The sequence below is a fragment of the Acinetobacter sp. CIP A162 genome (assembly GCF_000367905.1).
GTDB lineage: Bacteria > Pseudomonadota > Gammaproteobacteria > Pseudomonadales > Moraxellaceae > Acinetobacter > Acinetobacter lwoffii.
Genome location: NZ_KB849159.1, coordinates 513,276 through 531,143 on the forward strand (window position 1 = coordinate 513,276; position 17,868 = coordinate 531,143).

The window sequence follows — 17,868 nt, forward strand, 5'->3', positions numbered from 1 at the left end:
CTCGTTATTCTCGTTTTTATTATTAAAACGGACGGCTACCCGCCAGACTGATGCGTTTCAATAAACGGCGCTGATCTGCCGGGAATGGACGGCGTGAGTGTAAGGTCACCTGATTATCCCAGAACACGATATCGCCAATTTCCCAGTGATGTTCATAAGCGAATTCAGGTTTCGAAATATGCTCACGTAATTTGGCGATCAGTTGACTGCCAGCCTGATCATCATAATTGACCAGCTCGACTTCGGTATGGGTGTTTAGCCAAAGCGCTTTACGGCCGGATTCAGGATGAGTGCGCACCAGTGGATGTGGATAAGCATGGCTTAAAATCGGTTGATCTTTAAAACGATACAATGGGCTTGAACCATAACCTTGATCATCAGTTTGATCTCTGGTTTTTTGACGGCGCACGAAAGGGTTGTAAGTAATCAGTTGTAGCTGATCGATCTCTACCTTGGTTGCTTCATCGAGTGCATCATAGGCTTTAATGGTGTTGATCCAGCTGGTCTGTCCGCCGTCCTGAGGCAGTTCAATTGCATACAGAAGGGAGCCAAAAGAGGGTAATGGTGTCCATTGATGATCGGCATGTGGAGTTAGTTCACCATGCCCAGTGTAATCTCCCTGACCGACGGCATTGGACACCGGCACGACATCGGGTGGAATGCCGCTATCCGACTGCGCAGCCAGTACCGGTGTATCTGCACCTGGGCGGAAAATGGAACCGAAATAAGTTGAAAACGCCAAGTATTGTAAATCATCCAGACTTTGCTGCTTAAAGATCAAAATCAGATGCTCGGCCAGCGCCTGTTTTAACTTTAAAATGGTTTTGGATGATTGGACTTTACGGGCATCCAAGCCATAGACCACTGCACCTAAGGCCTGACCGGTTTGCGGTACAATCTTGATTTCATCCGGATGTTGAAATTGATCTTGCTGATGCCAGCGTGGAGCATCATGAATCGCTTGTGAAAGTTGGGTTAAGCTGGTCATTATCAAGTCTCAGAATTTTCTTATTGATCAAAATCTAAGAAAATTCCAGACTGAAATAAAATCAAAAGAAATGATAAGTTTATGAATAATCTGTTATTTTTACTATTCAGTTGATTTTGAAACATTTAACTTATTGTGCGATGGATTGCGCATTTTCTGCTGAGGATATTTCGACAGTTTAGTGTGCGCAGAAAGCCTGATTAAAATATTCAAACAGCTGAGGGGTTTGTAACCACAGGCCAATCGACAAAGCCAGTAAAAGCAGGATTGCCACCACAATCGAGAGTTTGAGTTTCAGTAGAGAATCAGTCATGGACGATTTGCTCCTCATTGACCCAGAAATGCACCAGTACGCCAAAAATGCTGAGGACAATTGATAGCATCCACACCGCATTATAATTGCCGCTCAAATCATGGTTGACTCCACCGAGCCAGCCACCGAAAAACGAGCCAACCTGATGGGTAAAGAACACAATGCCACTGAGCATGGTCAGATATTTCACCCCGAACATATTCGCCACAATACCATTGGTCAGCGGAACGGTTGATAACCAGAGTAGTCCCATAATGACACCAAAGGTATAGACTGTCCATGTGCTGAGAGGCAGCATGAGAAAAGCAATAATCGCAATTCCACGCAGGGCATATAATCCCATTAACAGATGCGGTTTGGAATATTTGCCACCAAGCCAGCCGGCCGTATAGGTGCCTACCACATTAAACAAACCCACTAAGGCTAAGAAAATTGTACCAGTTGTGGCATTAAAGCCATGATCAATCAGATAGCCCGGCAGGTGGATGCCAATAAAAACGACCTGAAAACCACAAACAAAAAAGCCCATGGCCAGAAACCAAAAGGGTTTATGATTTTTCACTACCAGCAGAATCTGTTTAAAGCTGAGTGAGACTTTATTGGAGGTAGAGGCTGCGTTGGGATTAACATACATCGGTGCTTTCAGCATCCAGGCCAATGGCACAATCAGTGCAATTAAAATGGCACTGACCACCAGCGCCGCTGACCAGCCGACATTCTGTAATAGTAGCAGGGTCGAAGGCAGCATAATAAACTGACCAAAAGAACCTGCGGCACTGGCAATACCCATCGCCAAACTGCGCTTTTCTGGTGGGGCAGCACGCCCGACCGCAGACAATAACACCGGAAATGAAGTAGCTGACAGGGCTAGACCTAAAATTAAACCGACACTCAGATTTAACAGTAAGCCGGTCGAGCTAACTGCCATCAACAGTAGACCAATTGAATATAAGGCTCCGCCTACAGCTACCACAATCTTGCTGCCATATTTATCGGCAAATGCCCCGGTAATCGGCTGAACTGCACCCCAGATCAGGTTTTGCATGGCAATGGCCAGGCTAAAAACATTATGACCCCAGCCAAATTCTTCGCTCATCGGCACCAGATACAAGCCAAATGCATGACGTACACCCAATGACAGTGCCAGAATGATGGCAGAGCCAATCAGCATAAAAATAAGAGCTTTGGAAAATTGACTGTCAGCCATACGTCATTCATGCCTATAAAGTTGATATGTATAGTATTCGATTCAAGCAATAGAGGCGATTAAATAAATATTGATCAAAAGATAAATTTTTTTTATTAATATATTAAGCCTAAAAAAACGGCCGAAGCCGTTTTAATTAAAAATCGGATATTGAGCTTAGAAACGCATCCCAATCCCGGCATAGGCCAGAATCGGATTGACTTCGATATCGGCTTTAGAGCGAATCAGTTCACCTAGATTTGCATCTGTCACTGTAATTGTCGTGTCATTTTTTAGATGTGCATAAGAGACTGAACCTACAGCAAACCAGGTGTCATTAAAGTCATAGCTAAAGCCGACCGTGGCCACGGGCGCGAAAGCATCGGATGCTTCAAGTTTGACTTTTGGATCGGCCCCTTCATTTGGCGTACCATCTAGAGAAGCACCTGCTTTGTTTCGTTTAATGTTGGCAATCATATGTCCGGCAGCAATCAGGTCCTGCTCGGTACGTGAGTTAATTTCCAGTTCATTGAAATAGGCATACATCACACCTAAGCCGACATAAGGCCGGAATTTATTGATCCCTGTTTTACCAAAGTGATACTGGAATTCAAAGGCAGGTGTCCAGGCGCGGGCAGAGGCGGCCGGCCCATAAGCTTCCAGATCAGTAATGAGAATATCATTTTTTAATTCAATGCCGGGTAAATCAATTCCACCTGGAATTTGTGGAATCAAATCAAGACTTGGAGTCGCAAGCGCAGAGAAAGGAGCATAAATTTTACCACTGCCTTGCAAGTCTACTTTAGGTGGAATGCCGGCTTTCATTTCAAAAGAAATATTATCGGTAAAATAGTAATTGGTCATGATGCCTAAAGTGGTGACATCATCCGCTTCCAGGCCAGTACCAGGATTATTCCAGCTTTCCAGTCCATAAATTTCAGCTCGCCCACTGAGCGCTGCAGGCAGTGTTTCTGTACCAAGTCGATCCAGAATATTAACAAAAACAGAGGAAAGGTTTGGATCCATGTCTGGATCAAGATTATTTTTCACAGAGTCAATTGAGATATCACCTACTTGTGATGTTTCACCTTCTTTGACAGCAGTATTCACTTTAAAGGGCTGGGCCTTGCCTTGCGGCATCACATGCAATGCACCGACCGATACCGAAAAGCGCTTAAAGCCATCTCCATCTTGCAAGCTAAAATAAGGGGAATCTGCATGCGCGACCATAGGTAAAGTGGCTAGGCCTGCCATACATGCCAGCAATGTTTTCATTGATTTGGAACTCCATGTCCAGTTTGTTTATTCGTTTTTCTAGTTAACTAATTATGTGAATTGCCTTAAAAAATTCAGTTATAGAACAACAGGTCAAAAGTTAAGCGATGGTTAATATTGGTAACCGATGTATATTTTTTGTTTATCTCTCTTGAGTTTTAAGAAATGAGTAGTATGTAAAAATCATTACTTTACCCTACTAGCTGAAGTATAAAAGTGAAGAAAATTTACTCTTGAGAGCGTTAAAATTTCAATCCTATGAATTTTTATCATGGAAGATATAGAGAAGAGTTTAGGTAAATTTTAGGCTGCATTGATTCAAGCATTTACCATCACGGGATCATTTTTTATTTTTCAAAAACAAAAGCATATGAATTTATCCAAGATCCTGCTACCCAGTCGACTGAGTTTTTTTGTACAATAGCTGCATATATTATTGAGTGAATCACATGAGCACCCAAACTCCTCCCAAAAAAAAGCCCCTGGTTAATTTACCTTTCCCGATCAAACAGGCAGAGCAAAATGCTGCAGAAGAAGTTCTGGAAGATTTAAGACCAAGACCACAGCGTTATGCTGACCGTACCTGGATGCCACCACGTGGCACTCGCCGTTCAATGGGCAAACGCTAATTGATCAGACTCAAAAAGCTATGATAAATCATGGCTTTTTTTATGGAATTTTTTTAGGGAGTTAGTGATCAATATTTGATTTAATTTTCGAACAAAAAGAAATTAAAACTCAGATTTATCCAAATTTTTTTCAATTTTATTCTTAATAAAGCAAACGAAATATTTAAGCTCTCTAAATGCCGACCAAAATAAAATCCACACCTGGTTGATTTCATATTCGACATTTTAGCCGTCCATAAAAAAAGCCAATTCAAACATTGGCTTTTTTGAAAGATATTTTGATAGCACTAACGAATGCTTTTACGCGCTTTATTTTCCGGTTTCGGTGGCGCAATTTCTCGCTCACCTTGCCAGACATCAATAAAATCTTTCTCGTTAATATTATAAAGTTCTAGGAGTGCTAAAATCACGCCTCCAAACAACATGGCACCTTCTGAATGGCTCTGAAAATCGACCAGCTTGGTATTCAGGTTGTGCAGGATATCTTCAATTTCAAAGACACGTTCCCGCCCATTGCTGTCGGTCGGATAGATCTGGGTATTTAAAATAATTCTCGCCAAGCTTTTTTCATTTTCGGTCAAAGGCAGTTCTTCAATCAACTCATCACTGGCCGGAGTTAAAATGACCGAATCACGGAATATGGTGTGTAAAAAATTTGCGCTTAATTTTGGCAGCGGCTTTTCGACAAAAGGACGGAAAGATTGCGGGAAAATGACATTGCGTGAGATGCCTTTAAACATCGGTGCAATTTCCTCGACCTTATAACCTGCGATCCCACAGCCCAAGGAAGTAATAAAATATTTATTTTTAGGATGATTTTTGGTGTAAATCTTAAAGTCATCAATATAGTGCTGGATTTGTGAGAGCGGCATTTGTTGCAAATGCTCGTTCATGGTGGGAATGGCATAGCTCTGACCCGCCCAGCCACGACCCACGCCCATGACTGCACCAAAATGCTCAAGTGCCGTTCTGGCTGCTCCACCACCGTGTTGTCCAGCCAAGTTGCTGCCAAAAACAAAAACCGTATTTTCCGGAAGGGATTTAACAATACTTTCATCGTGATAGTGGTAAGTCATAATTGTCGATTCTAGGCCATCCTGATCTTCATGTTGCCTTTGAAATGAAAAGGGGTCAAGGCAAAATTGTGCCGGACTAGCCAAACAGATAGAGTATTTCACCCATAAGCCAAAACAGGATACCGAGTACGCCCAAATAAAGCTGCTGGCTGAAAATGATTAGTTTGTTCTGTATTTATTCCCTTTGTAACTGTATATTTTATTAATGATTTTTCAAAGCAGATAGCGATTAAAGCGCTAACAAATAATGAATAGTAATATTGTTTTATTTTACCAAACAGAAACCTAAGCAGGGATTGAGTAATTCCAATTTACCCTCATAATAAATCAAATCTATATCCGCAGCGAAGTCAGCGAAAGCTATGAGTGATAAAAAGCCCTTTGAATTAGTGACCAGTTATCAACCAGCAGGCGATCAGCCACAGGCCATTGCAAAGCTGGTCAAAGGCATTGAACAGGGTTTTCATGATCAGCTTTTACTGGGGGTAACAGGCTCTGGTAAGACCTATACCATGGCCAATGTCATTGCCCAGACCCAGCGTCCGACCATAGTCATGGCACATAACAAAACCTTGGCTGCGCAGCTTTACGGCGAATTTAAAGCGTTTTTCCCGAATAACGCCGTTGAGTATTTTGTCAGTTATTATGATTATTATCAGCCAGAAGCCTATGTTCCATCTTCAGATACTTTTATCGAGAAAGATGCTGCAATTAATGACCATATTGACCAGATGCGCCTTTCCGCGACCCGTTCACTCTTAGAGCGACGTGATGCGATTATTGTCGCATCGGTGTCTGCCATTTATGGTTTGGGTGATCCGAATGCCTATATGAGCATGTTGCTGCATGTGGTGGAAGGCGATCGCATTGGCCGTGATGATATTATTCGCCGTCTGGTCGAGATGCAGTATTCGCGTAACGAACTGGAATTTCTGCGTGGTACTTATCGTATTCGCGGCGAAATTATTGATATTTTCCCGGCAGAATCGGATCAGGATGCGATCCGGATTGAACTGTTTGATGATGAAGTTGACTCCATTCGCTGGTTTGATCCGCTGACCGGGAAAATGGTTCGTAAAGTGCCTCGCGTCACTATTTATCCTAAAAGCCATTATGTTACGCCGAAAGACAATTTATCCCGTGCGATTGAAACCATCCGAGACGAACTCAAAGAGCGACTGGTGTTCTTCCGTGAAAATGACAAGCTGCTGGAAGCCCAGCGCATCGAGCAGCGCACACGCTATGATCTGGAAATGATGCAACAACTGGGTTATACCAACGGCATTGAAAACTATTCACGGCATTTGTCGGGCCGTCCTGCGGGTGAAGCACCACCAACCTTGTTCGATTATATTCCGGATGATGCCTTGCTGATTATTGATGAGTCACATGTGACGGTGCCGCAGATTGGCGCCATGTATAAGGGCGACCGTTCGCGTAAAGAAAATCTGGTGAATTACGGGTTCCGTTTGCCAAGCGCGCTGGATAACCGGCCGATGAAATTTGAGGAATGGGAACGGATTGTGCCGACGACTGTTTATGTCAGCGCAACGCCCGCACGTTACGAGCTGGAAAAATCCCAACAGATTGTCGAGCAGGTGGTACGTCCAACTGGTCTGATTGATCCAGAAATTGAAATCCGTCCAGTTCTGACGCAAGTCGATGATGTGCTTTCAGAAATTAATTTGCGTAAAGATATTAATGAGCGGGTGCTGGTTACAACCTTGACCAAGCGTATGGCTGAAGATTTAACCTCTTATTTGAAAGAATACGGGATTAAGGTCGCTTATTTACACTCGGATATCGATACTGTTGAACGTGTCAAAATCATTCATGAACTGCGTACTGGGGTGCATGATGTACTGGTTGGGATTAACCTGCTACGTGAAGGGCTGGATATGCCGGAAGTGTCACTGGTCGCCATTCTGGATGCGGATAAAGAAGGTTTCCTGCGTTCCGAGCGCTCTCTCATTCAGACCATTGGCCGCGCTGCACGTAACCTGAAAGGTAAGGCGATTCTGTATGCAGACCGAATCACTGATTCGATGCAGAAAGCCATTGATGAGACAGACCGTCGTCGTGCCAAGCAGATTCAGTTTAATGAAGAACATGGCATTACCCCGCGCAGTGCAGTGCGTCAGGTGATCAAGGAAATTGATACCGGTGAAGTATTGGATGATGATTTAATTGAATTGAAAGCCTCGGATCAGGCACGTGCGATCAGTGCAGATGAGCGGCATATCATGGCAGATCCAAAAATGTTTGCGAAACACATTAACAAGCTTGAAAAGGAAATGCTGAAAGCTTCCAAAGAGCTTCAGTTTGAGCAGGCTGCGCGTATGCGTGATGAAATTGTGCGTTTAAAAGCCCAGATGTTTGATTGATTGTTGTTGCATTAAATCTTATTTAAATGACGTAAAATCAATCACAAAGAAAACATAATGTAACAAATTTAGGAATTGGATAAAGCTATTGTATGAACAGAAATTTTTAAATAAATATTTTGTGAACATGCAATAGGTATCTTTATGACAACTCAAAAATTTTCACGTACTGGATTAAAGCTGGCAAAAATTGCGGTGGGTAGTGCGGTTCTTCTTGGTTTGGGCGCCGCTACCATGGCTTATGCGAAAGACGAGCCATTACCGACCATTGAGAAAGTTGAACTGGACCGTTATCTGGGAACATGGTACGAAGTAGCACGCAAACCTTTGTATTTTCAAAACAAGTGTGATCGCGATGTCACAGCGACCTATACTTTAAATGAAAATGGCAATATCGTGGTGGATAACCGCTGCATTAAAAAAGATGGTGGACAAACCCAGTCATTGGGCGAGGCATTTGTGCAAAATCCACCGCAGAATACCAAGTTAAAAGTCAGTTTCTTACCAGACTTTATTCGTTGGATTCCGGTCGCTCGTGGCGATTATTGGGTCTTAAAACTGGATGAAAATTATCAAACTGTTCTGGTCGGTGAGCCAAAACGTAAATATATGTGGATACTCTCACGTGATCCTCAATTGGATAAAAATGTGGTAAATGAATATTTACAATATGCACAGTCTGTCGGTTATGACCTGAGTGATGTAATTCATACTAAACAAACTCAAAGATAAAAAGATCGTCTTAATGGGAACCATGCTATGGCATGGTTTTTTATTTTATGAGTCGAAAGACAATCTAAAATCGAGAGATAACTACATTTTAAATAGATGAAGCATCAAGCTTTCTATTGTACTAATCGTTATAATGCCGGCGAATGAAAGTAGAGTTTAACTATGTATAAAGGCATCGCGTTATCTGTCTTGGCCTCTGTGGTTTTTGGAGTGCTGTATGTATTTACGCCTTTTTTACAGCCTTTAGATAGTGAACAGACTTTTGCTTGGCGTATGCTGGCGACTTTACCATTCCTCACAGCCTTTATGTGGTGGTCGGGTGATCTGAAACATATTAGCAATATCTTTAAGCGGGTGTTGCAACAGCCTTCATTCTTGATCTGGTTGCTGATCAGTTCACTGTTGTGTACCACGCAATTGTGGTTATTTCTATGGGGACCTATCAATGGCCGTGGCCTCGAAGTCTCGCTCGGTTATTTTCTGCTACCTCTGGTGATGGTGCTGGTCGGCTGTGTGCTTTATAAAGAAAAATTGTCATCTTTCCAGATGGTCGCCGTTGCTCTGGCAATGTTGGGGGTAGGGCATGAAATCTGGCGGATCGGTTCAATCGCATGGGAAACGGTCTATGTCGCTTTAGCTTATCCACTTTATTTCTTTATGCGGCGTAAATTCGCGACCGATCATCTTGGTGGATTCTGGTGGGATCTATTTCTGATTTTGCCTGTGGCATTTTATTTGGGCTTTATCTATAGCGATTCTATGTCGCTTATGTTGAGTCATTCTCATTTGATCCTGGCAGTTCTTGGATTAGGCTTTTTAAGTGCGCTCGGTTTGGGTAGCTATATTTTGGCCAGCCGATATTTGCCCTTTGTCATCTTTGGGCTGTTGAGCTATCTAGAGCCGGTACTGCTCGCTTTTGCCTCGATGGCGCTGGGTGAGCGCGTGGAATCAGGTGAGTGGTTGACCTACATCCCAATCTGGCTAGCTGTTTTACTGCTGGTTGTGGAAGGAATATTGCATTTAAAACAGCAGCAGCTGAAAAAAAATGAGCTGGTAAATAAAGCCGCACAGCTAGAAAAAATCAGAAAAAATAATGAATAATGTGGTTTGCATAAGCATTATATTCGTCAGACAATATTGACCTGATTATTTTCAAAATCGTCTACCATTTTGTTTAAAAGAATGTTTTCTATATTTTAAGGGGATAAACATGTCACAGATTGCGATTCCATATCAGTTACGTGCACGTTTATCACAACTGGAACCAAGTCTGGATTTAAATTGGGAGCGAGAGCTTCGTACTATTCTGGCAGAAGTTTCGCCAGAATTAAAAGAAAGTATTGATTTTCAAATTTTAAAGCCCAAGAAAATTCTTTGGGATCAAGAAGTGGATCAATACCGTTATCAGGCTCAACATTCGGTAGAACGCCTTAGCCAAAAATTTCTCAATGACCGGATGCGTTACTATGCCAGTACCTTTGGCCTGTCACTGAAAAGTTTGCAGGGTTTGAATGATAGCTTGCAAATCGCGGACTACTTAGAAAACGTACTTGAACAAATCGATAAAATTGACGTCAATGAAAATTTTCAGATGCAGCGTGAAAAGCTGGAACTGCGTCGTACATTTTTATTAAATGCTGCTGAAATTTTCGCGGCCTCCGCTTACAGCCGGTTGAAGGGGTGCGTCAGCTTACCGAACAGCACATTAAATACTTTATTATTGAAGTTTTTATCAAGCAGCAATTGTTGGGTTATTGGTATAAGCCGCTATTAAAAAAACAGACTGCAGAAATGACGCATCCACTTTTCCGTTATTTCCTGATTAAAGAGCAGCAGATTCGTCATTTTGATATTGTCCGTACCTCGCAATTTCTATTTATCGTTGCGCCGGTGATGGATGTGCAGCAAAACCCGTATTCTATTCGTCGTTTCCTGATTGAAGAAAAAGGTGTACTTGAAGATCAGGTTTATCTGAATATCCTGATTCTGGAGCTGCAGGATGACATGGATGAAGCGGTGGTAGAAACCCTGAAATCGCAAATGCAGCGAATGGTGACTTTACAGAGTCAGATTCATTTGGATGTAATCGACATTGTAAATACACTGGAACAGGTGTCTGAACAGAAGTTATTACCTTTACTGGTTGAGCCCATTCAAGTCGTAGAGAAAAATGCCGATGTGGTGGCACAACGTCACCTGAAGCAGTTTGAAGAAATTATGACGCGTGAATTGCTTTTGCCGATGCGGGATGCCATTCGTGATCATTTGTCGCATCTTGAAGAGTTTGATTATCTGTATCTGCATGTCCATAAAATATTTACAGAAATTCTGGCCTATTACCGCGATTTCAAGTCCCAGCCGGGTTTCATGTTTAATCAGTACATCCAGAATTTTGAATATAAACTGCTGGCTTTTATCCGTTTACTGGAAAAGCGTAAAGCGGAAACCTTTATTCCTACCCACCGTAATGAATGGCAAGTCATGCATCAGCGTTCACAGCAGGCTGTTCTGGATATTCAAAATACGATTTCTGAAAATGTACAGCAATACCGGGATCTGAAAAAATATATTAATACACTGCAGCGGCAAAAAGTGGATGAAGAGAAAAAATCCGTATTTAAAAAGTTATGGCGTAAAAATAATTTCGATGAGGCAATTGATACCGCGCTCAACCAATTACAGCAGTTAAAGCGCAGTATGTTTCTGGAAATTATTCAGGTGCCAAGAACACATGAAAACTGTAGTGTATTTCTGGAATTTGAAAGTTTGCAGCATTTGCAGCAGGTTGATCGCCACTATGCTTTTCCCTCTGGGGATAATGGCCTGACCCGTTTACCTTTGCTTATTCACTTGCCCGAAACCTATGATGATTTCGATGTAGAAAACTTCAATGCCTCCATGAGTCTGGACATGAATTTTTCAGCAGGGAGTAGAATCTAGCCTGAACAGGGCGGGACGCTAAATTTTGAAATTTAGATTTGTTTGAATAAACAACATTTAACAAATTTGTGTCAGGTACTGAAAAATAGTGGTCTTTAGCATTTTCGGATGCAAAATCATTCAGCTAATTACAACTATTTTTGAAATTTATAGTGAATATACGTTAAAAACCACCCGTCTCAACGAGCTTTTGATTCAAACTTGCGGCCAATTCCATTACAATTGTCGGGTTTAGAAATTTATGCTTAGATTTACAATTAATTAGAGGACGTATCTGTGAGCAAAGACACTATTGTTGCCCTCCATGCAGAACACCAAGGTCGCTGGAAAAACCGTGAAGAACTTGCGGAACGTATGATTGCCCTTGTTGGCCAGTTATATCGTGAAAAAAATATTGTAGCTACAGTTTATGGTCGCTCTTTAATTAACCGCTCTGTGATTCAGATTTTGAAAGCACACCGCCGTACTCGCGTACTGGACGTTGAACTTTCTGTAGTTGATACTTTCCCAATTCTTGAAGCATTGGTGAAAGTAGAAAACATCGGTTCTGCTGAAGTTGATCTGGGTAAACTTGCTGTTGAATTTAAAGAAAAAGGCGGCGACATCGATGCATTTGTTGCAGACGCTGTTAAATCGATCGAAGGCAATGCTGCTGCTGTAGAACATAAAGATGTGGTTCTTTATGGTTTCGGTCGTATCGGTCGTATCCTGGCACGTTTGATGATTGGTCAATCAGGTCTGGGTCGTGGTCTTAGCCTGAAAGCAATCGTTGTTCGTAAATCATCTGATGGTGATTTGGAAAAACGTGCTTCTTTACTTCGTCGTGACTCTATTCACGGTCCATTTGCAGGCACAATTTCTGTAGATGAAGAAAACGAAGCAATCATTGCCAACGGTAACTTCATCAAAGTGATTTATGCTTCTAATCCTTCTGAAGTAGATTACACTGCATACGGTATCAACAATGCACTTGTGATCGACAACACGGGTAAATGGCGTGATGCTGAAGGCCTTGCTCAACACCTTAAATGCCCGGGCGCTGCTCGTGTGATTTTGACTGCACCTGGTAAAGGTGACATGAAGAACGTAGTTTACGGTGTAAACCAAGCGGATATCCTTGATGAAGATACGATCATCTCTGCTGCAAGCTGTACGACTAACGCGATTACACCTACACTGAAAGTATTGCATGACAAATACACAGTGTTGAATGGTCATGTTGAAACAGTTCACTCGTTCACGAACGACCAGAACTTGATCGATAACTACCATAAAGCAGACCGTCGTGGTCGTGCTGCAACATTGAACATGGTCATTACTGAAACTGGTGCAGCGAAAGCAGTAGCGAAAGCGCTTCCAGCTCTTCAAGGTAAATTGACAGGTAACTCTGTACGTGTACCTACACCAAACGTATCTCTTGCGATTCTTAACCTGACTTTAGGTCAAGACGTTGATCGTGATGAAGTGAATGAATACATTCGTCAGATTTCAATCGGTTCTAGCCTGCAAGGTCAAATCGGTTATACCAACTCGACTGAAGTGGTATCTTCTGACTTTATCGGTTCACGCACTGCAGGTGTATTCGACGCGCAAGCAACGATCACTTCAGGCAACCGTTTAACTGCTTATGTTTGGTATGATAACGAAGTGGGTTATAGCTGCCAGGTATTGCGTATTGCTGAACAAATGGGCGGTGTAAGCTATCCAAAAGTTCCTGCTGAAACTAATGCATAATTAGTATTTAGCAAAAAAAGAGTCTCATTTGAGGCTCTTTTTTTATGATTTTTATTTACAGCGGATTGTTCCCAATCTAGTAAGAATCAAGAAATCTACTTGCTGGTGAAATATTAATCTGATAACTTACAAAGAGTAAGTATATTAAAATGAGTAAGTAATAAAAATATTGTGAGAATAGTATGACAAATTATGCAATCAGCCCGTTACTGGGGCAGGTTTTATCAACTGAATGTCCATCACGTGAAATATTGGAACACCTTGCCAATAAATGGTCGGTCTTGGTTTTGCGTTGCCTGAGTGAAGGGGTGCATCGTTTCAGTGAACTGAAACAGAGGATTGAAGGGGTAAGTGAAAAAATGTTGTCCCAGACTTTAAAAATGCTGGAGCAGGATGGTTTTATTTTGAGAACGGTTTATCCGGTGGTGCCGCCAAAAGTGGAATATCAATTGACGATTACCGGTTCACAAGCGGCTGAAAAAATCATGTATTTAATTGGCTGGATTGAGAAAAGTCTGCCAGATATTGTAGAGAATAAAGCGCGCGTAGCAAAATAGGGTGAATTGCTTTTGGGGCGGAGCAATGACATGAAAAAGTCAGAAAATCTGGTTGCTACTCTATTAGCAGTGTACGCAATTATTTTAGTTTTATGCATAGCAATATATGCAATCTTTAAACTTTTAGAAGTTGATATTACTTTAGCAACCAATCTCTTGCTTTGGTCAGCAGCGATCTTTGCACCTGTTGCAGTATTGATGACATATAACAGTTGGCGAGAGCAGAAAGGGAGTGAGGTTGTAGCGATCTTAGCTAAAGATATAACCACTAACATATTAGAATTAAGAACACTTAATAATGAAATATTTAGCGGTTTTTGTGTAAGCAATATCAGCTTCGAAAAGAGTCAGAAAAATATTAATGAATTTCATGATTTAAGAATACAAATTAAGAAATCTACTAGGGTCTGTTGACATTTACTGTTCATAATTAACCCTATAAAGGTAGCCATAAAAATATACAGGCTAAAGCAACAGAACTTTGATAATTTCTTTTGAGCTTGTCATATCGAGTAGCTATTCCTCTAAATTGCTTTAATCTACAAAATATATTTTCAACTAAATGCCTGATTTTATATAAATACCAGTCCATATGGTCATTGTTCGATTGGCTATTTGTTTTCTTTGGTATATTCGCTTTAGTCCCTGTTTTCCTGATCTGTTCACGCAGTGGTTCTGAATCATAGCCTTTATCTGCACATACCACTTTTGTCTCTTTTAAATCTAATGTTGATATTAAATCAGGTGCAACTTTAACATCATGTGTGGTTCCATCGGTAATCATGAAATCAATAGGATTGCCATGTGCATCAACAATCAAATGTATTTTTGAGGAGTTTCCTCCTACACTTTTAGAAATAGATTGATTCGCTATGCCGGCAGAATGTTGATGAGCACGTACATGAGAGCCATCAATAAAAATCCACTCCATATCGGGGCATGAGGCTAGTAATTTGAATAATCTAAGTAACTTACCGCTGCTTGACCAACGATTAAAACGTTTGAAAATAGAGTTTGAATGACCAAAACAGCAAGGAATATCTCGCCACGGACAGCCTGTTCTAATTCTATAGAGAATAGCTTCAATAAAATTGCGTAAATTTGAGTTGTGGTGAATGGATAAATTACGCAGAATAACTTTCAACTTTTGCCAGTGTTGATCTGTCAGCATGGTACGAGGCATAGCGAATAGTAAAATTGGGTTTGGCGATTTGATTTTACTACTTCGCTATTTTTTTAAGCTAAAAGTGTCAACACACCCTATTCTTTTAAATGAATATTTGAAAAATGAGAATTTGTATAAAATCACTAAAAGTTTTAATCAGCAGACGCAAGAACGTAATGTTGAATATTGGAATATTTTAAAAAATAATTCTGATGAATATGCTAGAGAAACGATTAGAACATCTCAGATAGAATTTGATCCTATACTAGAGCAACTTATTAATTACACCTTATATAAATAAGTAAAAAATTATATGATTTTTAATTTTTAAAACAAAGCAATCAGGCTTGTTGAATCAAATTCAGAGCAAGGTGAACGATCTTCATTGATTGTGTCATAAATATAGTCGAGAAATTCTTTAAAATATGGCAGAATATGGGGTTTTAAAGTTTTTAGAGGATTGGCAATATGCGCTTTGTTGATGAAGCAGTCATTACCGTAGAGGCTGGCGACGGTGGCAATGGCGTAGCCAGTTTTCGCCGTGAAAAATTCGTGCCATTTGGTGGTCCAGATGGTGGTGATGGTGGTCGTGGCGGCAGCATTTATATTCAGGCTGACGACGACACCAGTACGCTAGTTGATTATCGTTATACACGTAAATATCGTGCAGAACGAGCAAAAAATGGCCGTGGGGCGAACTGTGCTGGTCGTGGCGGTGAAGATACCGTATTAAAAGTTCCGGTAGGAACAACAATTGTAGATGTAGAGTCTGGTGACATTATTGGCGACTTGATCGAAGACGGTCAACGCGTGAAAGTTGCAGCAGGCGGTGATGGTGGTTTAGGTAATACCCACTTTAAATCATCGACCAACCGTTCACCACGTAAATGTACGCATGGTCAAAAAGGTGAATTCCGTGAAATCCGTCTAGAGCTTAAAGTTCTGGCAGATGTCGGCTTGCTGGGTATGCCAAATGCGGGTAAATCAACCTTCATTCGTGCAGTCTCGGCAGCAAAACCAAAAGTTGCAGATTATCCATTTACCACCATGGTGCCAAACCTGGGTGTGGTCGATGCCGATAGTCACCGTTCATTCGTGATGGCGGATATTCCGGGCCTGATCGAAGGCGCATCTGAAGGTGCAGGTCTTGGGATTCGCTTCCTGAAGCACTTGGCGCGTACCCGTATCTTGTTACACATCGTTGACGTACAGCCGATTGATGGCTCAGATCCGGCACATAATGCTAAAGCAATTATGAAAGAGTTAGAAAATTTCTCCCCAACGCTTTCAAAACTGCCGATCGTATTGGTGCTGAACAAAGTCGATCAGTTGGCTGAAGAAACACGTGAAGAATGGTGCACCCATATTCTTGAAGAATTGCAGTGGGAAGGCCCAGTTTTTGAGACTTCTGGCTTAACGGCTGAAGGCACCAAAGACGTGGTTTACTACCTGATGGATCAGATCGAAGAGCAACGTGAACGCGAAGCTGAAGATCAAGAATATGCAGCAGAAATGAAAGCATTCCGTGATCAGCTTGAAGCTGAAACACGTGAACAAACCATCGCTGCAAAAGAAGCGTATCGTGAGATGCGTCGTCAGCAACGTCTTGCCGGTATTCTGGGTGATGACGAAGATGATGAAGATGGCGATGATGATAGTGATGTGGAAGTGTACTACGTACGCTAATCTCTGAGAGAAGAGTCTGAGGACAAGATGATAGAAGTGGTAGATGGGCAACGTCAGCTCAAGGGTTGTAAACGAATCGTTGTTAAAATCGGATCATCTTTACTCACAGCAAACGGACAAGGTTTAGATTTAGATGCTATCTCGCATTGGGCGGGACAAATCGCAGATCTACACAATGCAGGACACGAGATTATTCTGGTGTCTTCCGGTGCTGTGGCTGAAGGTATGGTTCGAATGAAACTTGAGAATCGACCCACCGATCTACCCAGTCTTCAGGCTTGTGCTGCCATCGGTCAGATGGGCCTGATTCATACCTGGTCAAGCGTACTTGAGAAGCATCAGATTCGAACTGCGCAAGTATTGTTAACCCATGATGATCTGGCAGATCGTCGTCGCTACCTCAACTCATGTGATGCCTTGCAGAACCTGATTGATTGGCGCGTGATTCCGGTGATCAATGAAAATGACACGGTTTCGACTGACGAAATTCGCTTTGGTGACAACGACACGCTTGCGGCCATGGTGGCAGGTCAGGTTCATGCAGACCTTCTGATTATCTTAACGGATCAGGAAGGGATGTTTGACTCAGACCCACGGTCTAATCCAGATGCCAAACTGTTCCATACCGTACGTGCGATGGATGAAAGTCTGTTTGATATGGCCGGTGGAGGCGGTAAATTTGGTCGTGGTGGCATGCTGACCAAAGTTCGTGCTGCACGTCTGGCTGCAAAGTCGGGCTGTCCGACCTTAATTGCAAGTGGTGATAGTGATGGTGTTCTATCACGTCTAATGTCTGGCGAATTGTTAGGCACCTTATTTGTCACTGACAAAGACCGGATGACAGCGCATCAGCAATGGTTGGCGGCTCACTTGCAAACCGCAGGTCGTTTGGTGATTGATGATGGTGCAGTAAAAGCCATTAAAGACAATCATCGTAGCTTGTTGCCTGTAGGCGTCAAAGCTGTTGAAGGTCACTTCGAACGTGGTGATGTGGTGGAATGTGTTGATACACAAGGTCACCGGATTGCTGTAGGGCGTGTCAATTTCAGTTCGCGTTCAGCAGATATCGTTCGTGGTCTGGCATCAGATAAAGTGCATCAGGTGTTAGGTGAAGCGCGTTCGCTGGAAATGATTCATCGCAATCATATGGCGATTTATTGAGTTATTCAGATTCAAGTTTAGAGATTCAAAAAGTCCCGCTTT

General features: G+C 42.0%; 18 protein-coding genes. 12 read left to right on the plus strand and 6 right to left on the minus strand.

What is annotated here, in order from left to right:
• Positions 1-22 precede the first annotated feature (22 nt).
• The 4 genes from F995_RS08820 to F995_RS08835 form a co-directional block, all read right to left on the minus strand.
• Positions 23-988 (minus strand): TauD/TfdA dioxygenase family protein, encoded by a 966-nt coding sequence (locus tag F995_RS08820; RefSeq protein WP_004646502.1) that lies wholly within the window; start codon positions 986-988, stop codon positions 23-25.
• A 178-nt stretch (positions 989-1,166) separates the two neighbouring features.
• Positions 1,167-1,301: a hypothetical protein gene (locus tag F995_RS17110; RefSeq protein WP_004646503.1), complete on the minus strand. Its 135-nt coding sequence runs from the start codon at positions 1,299-1,301 to the stop codon at positions 1,167-1,169.
• A complete protein-coding gene (locus tag F995_RS08830) occupies positions 1,294-2,508 on the minus strand; it encodes an MFS transporter (RefSeq protein WP_004646505.1) in 1,215 nt (404 codons plus the stop codon). The genes F995_RS17110 and F995_RS08830 overlap by 8 nt, the downstream gene beginning before the upstream one ends.
• Positions 2,509-2,664: 156 nt before the next feature.
• On the minus strand, positions 2,665-3,762 hold the full coding sequence (locus tag F995_RS08835; protein WP_004646506.1) for an OmpW/AlkL family protein: 1,098 nt from the start codon (positions 3,760-3,762) through the stop codon (positions 2,665-2,667).
• Positions 3,763-4,211: 449 nt separating this feature from the next.
• Here F995_RS08835 and F995_RS08840 point away from each other — a divergent pair, with 449 nt between their 5' ends.
• Positions 4,212-4,391 carry a hypothetical protein gene (locus F995_RS08840; RefSeq protein WP_004646507.1) on the plus strand — a complete coding sequence of 60 codons (180 nt, stop codon included), beginning with the start codon at positions 4,212-4,214 and terminating at the stop codon, positions 4,389-4,391.
• 287 nt (positions 4,392-4,678) lie between these two features.
• Here F995_RS08840 and F995_RS08845 read toward each other — a convergent pair whose 3' ends face one another.
• Positions 4,679-5,467, minus strand: a complete 789-nt coding sequence (locus tag F995_RS08845; RefSeq protein ID WP_004646509.1) for an A1S_2505 family phage non-structural protein — start codon at positions 5,465-5,467, stop codon at positions 4,679-4,681.
• A gap of 362 nt (positions 5,468-5,829) precedes the next feature.
• Here F995_RS08845 and uvrB point away from each other — a divergent pair, with 362 nt between their 5' ends.
• The 8 genes from uvrB to F995_RS08885 all read left to right on the plus strand — a co-directional run bounded on the left by uvrB (position 5,830) and on the right by F995_RS08885 (position 14,228).
• The gene (uvrB, locus tag F995_RS08850; protein WP_004646510.1) at positions 5,830-7,851 is read left to right on the plus strand and encodes an excinuclease ABC subunit UvrB; all 2,022 of its coding nucleotides are present in this window, start codon (positions 5,830-5,832) and stop codon (positions 7,849-7,851) included.
• Between the two features lie 144 nt (positions 7,852-7,995).
• Complete coding sequence (locus F995_RS08855) at positions 7,996-8,583, plus strand: lipocalin family protein (protein ID WP_004279677.1); 588 nt, start codon at positions 7,996-7,998, stop codon at positions 8,581-8,583.
• Positions 8,584-8,745: 162 nt separating this feature from the next.
• Positions 8,746-9,684 (plus strand): EamA family transporter RarD, encoded by a 939-nt coding sequence (gene rarD, locus F995_RS08860; protein ID WP_004646511.1) that lies wholly within the window; start codon positions 8,746-8,748, stop codon positions 9,682-9,684.
• A 109-nt stretch (positions 9,685-9,793) separates the two neighbouring features.
• Positions 9,794-10,357, plus strand: coding sequence for a hypothetical protein (locus tag F995_RS08865; protein WP_004646512.1), 564 nt, complete (start codon positions 9,794-9,796; stop codon positions 10,355-10,357).
• On the plus strand, positions 10,264-11,523 hold the full coding sequence (locus F995_RS08870) for a hypothetical protein (protein WP_228127477.1): 1,260 nt from the start codon (positions 10,264-10,266) through the stop codon (positions 11,521-11,523). Before F995_RS08865 ends, F995_RS08870 begins: the two co-directional genes overlap by 94 nt.
• A 276-nt stretch (positions 11,524-11,799) precedes the next feature.
• Entirely contained in the window at positions 11,800-13,257 is a 1,458-nt protein-coding gene (locus tag F995_RS08875; protein ID WP_004279679.1) for a glyceraldehyde-3-phosphate dehydrogenase, read from the plus strand.
• Between the two features lie 182 nt (positions 13,258-13,439).
• Positions 13,440-13,814 (plus strand): winged helix-turn-helix transcriptional regulator, encoded by a 375-nt coding sequence (locus F995_RS08880; protein WP_004646514.1) that lies wholly within the window; start codon positions 13,440-13,442, stop codon positions 13,812-13,814.
• A gap of 30 nt (positions 13,815-13,844) precedes the next feature.
• Entirely contained in the window at positions 13,845-14,228 is a 384-nt protein-coding gene (locus F995_RS08885; protein ID WP_004646515.1) for a hypothetical protein, read from the plus strand.
• Between the two features lie 22 nt (positions 14,229-14,250).
• Here F995_RS08885 and F995_RS08890 read toward each other — a convergent pair whose 3' ends face one another.
• Entirely contained in the window at positions 14,251-14,997 is a 747-nt protein-coding gene (locus F995_RS08890; RefSeq protein WP_004646354.1) for an IS5-like element ISAba31 family transposase, read from the minus strand.
• Here F995_RS08890 and F995_RS08895 point away from each other — a divergent pair.
• The 3 genes from F995_RS08895 (at position 14,984) to proB (ending at position 17,826) form a co-directional block, all read left to right on the plus strand.
• Positions 14,984-15,280 (plus strand): hypothetical protein, encoded by a 297-nt coding sequence (locus tag F995_RS08895; RefSeq protein WP_004646518.1) that lies wholly within the window; start codon positions 14,984-14,986, stop codon positions 15,278-15,280. The two genes, F995_RS08890 and F995_RS08895, sit on opposite strands and share 14 nt — an antisense overlap.
• A 167-nt stretch (positions 15,281-15,447) precedes the next feature.
• On the plus strand, positions 15,448-16,665 hold the full coding sequence (cgtA, locus tag F995_RS08900; protein WP_004646519.1) for an Obg family GTPase CgtA: 1,218 nt from the start codon (positions 15,448-15,450) through the stop codon (positions 16,663-16,665).
• Positions 16,666-16,692: 27 nt separating this feature from the next.
• Positions 16,693-17,826: a glutamate 5-kinase gene (gene proB / locus F995_RS08905; protein ID WP_004279682.1), complete on the plus strand. Its 1,134-nt coding sequence runs from the start codon at positions 16,693-16,695 to the stop codon at positions 17,824-17,826.
• Positions 17,827-17,868 lie beyond the last annotated feature (42 nt).

Bases quoted from the DNA above. Each gene is read 5' to 3' on its own strand.
- cgtA (WP_004646519.1), top strand. From the start codon at position 15,448: ATGCGCTTTGTTGATGAAGCAGTCATTACCGTAGAGGCTGGCGACGGT.
- F995_RS08840 (WP_004646507.1), top strand. From the start codon at position 4,212: ATGAGCACCCAAACTCCTCCCAAAAAAAAGCCCCTGGTTAATTTACCT.
- F995_RS08890 (WP_004646354.1), bottom strand. From the start codon at position 14,997: ATGCCTCGTACCATGCTGACAGATCAACACTGGCAAAAGTTGAAAGTT.
- rarD (WP_004646511.1), top strand. From the start codon at position 8,746: ATGTATAAAGGCATCGCGTTATCTGTCTTGGCCTCTGTGGTTTTTGGA.
- F995_RS08845 (WP_004646509.1), bottom strand. From the start codon at position 5,467: ATGACTTACCACTATCACGATGAAAGTATTGTTAAATCCCTTCCGGAA.
- F995_RS08830 (WP_004646505.1), bottom strand. From the start codon at position 2,508: ATGGCTGACAGTCAATTTTCCAAAGCTCTTATTTTTATGCTGATTGGC.
- uvrB (WP_004646510.1), top strand. From the start codon at position 5,830: ATGAGTGATAAAAAGCCCTTTGAATTAGTGACCAGTTATCAACCAGCA.
- F995_RS08880 (WP_004646514.1), top strand. From the start codon at position 13,440: ATGACAAATTATGCAATCAGCCCGTTACTGGGGCAGGTTTTATCAACT.
- F995_RS08865 (WP_004646512.1), top strand. From the start codon at position 9,794: ATGTCACAGATTGCGATTCCATATCAGTTACGTGCACGTTTATCACAA.
- F995_RS08835 (WP_004646506.1), bottom strand. From the start codon at position 3,762: ATGAAAACATTGCTGGCATGTATGGCAGGCCTAGCCACTTTACCTATG.
- F995_RS08895 (WP_004646518.1), top strand. From the start codon at position 14,984: ATGGTACGAGGCATAGCGAATAGTAAAATTGGGTTTGGCGATTTGATT.
- proB (WP_004279682.1), top strand. From the start codon at position 16,693: ATGATAGAAGTGGTAGATGGGCAACGTCAGCTCAAGGGTTGTAAACGA.
- F995_RS08855 (WP_004279677.1), top strand. From the start codon at position 7,996: ATGACAACTCAAAAATTTTCACGTACTGGATTAAAGCTGGCAAAAATT.
- F995_RS17110 (WP_004646503.1), bottom strand. From the start codon at position 1,301: ATGACTGATTCTCTACTGAAACTCAAACTCTCGATTGTGGTGGCAATC.
- F995_RS08820 (WP_004646502.1), bottom strand. From the start codon at position 988: ATGACCAGCTTAACCCAACTTTCACAAGCGATTCATGATGCTCCACGC.
- F995_RS08885 (WP_004646515.1), top strand. From the start codon at position 13,845: ATGAAAAAGTCAGAAAATCTGGTTGCTACTCTATTAGCAGTGTACGCA.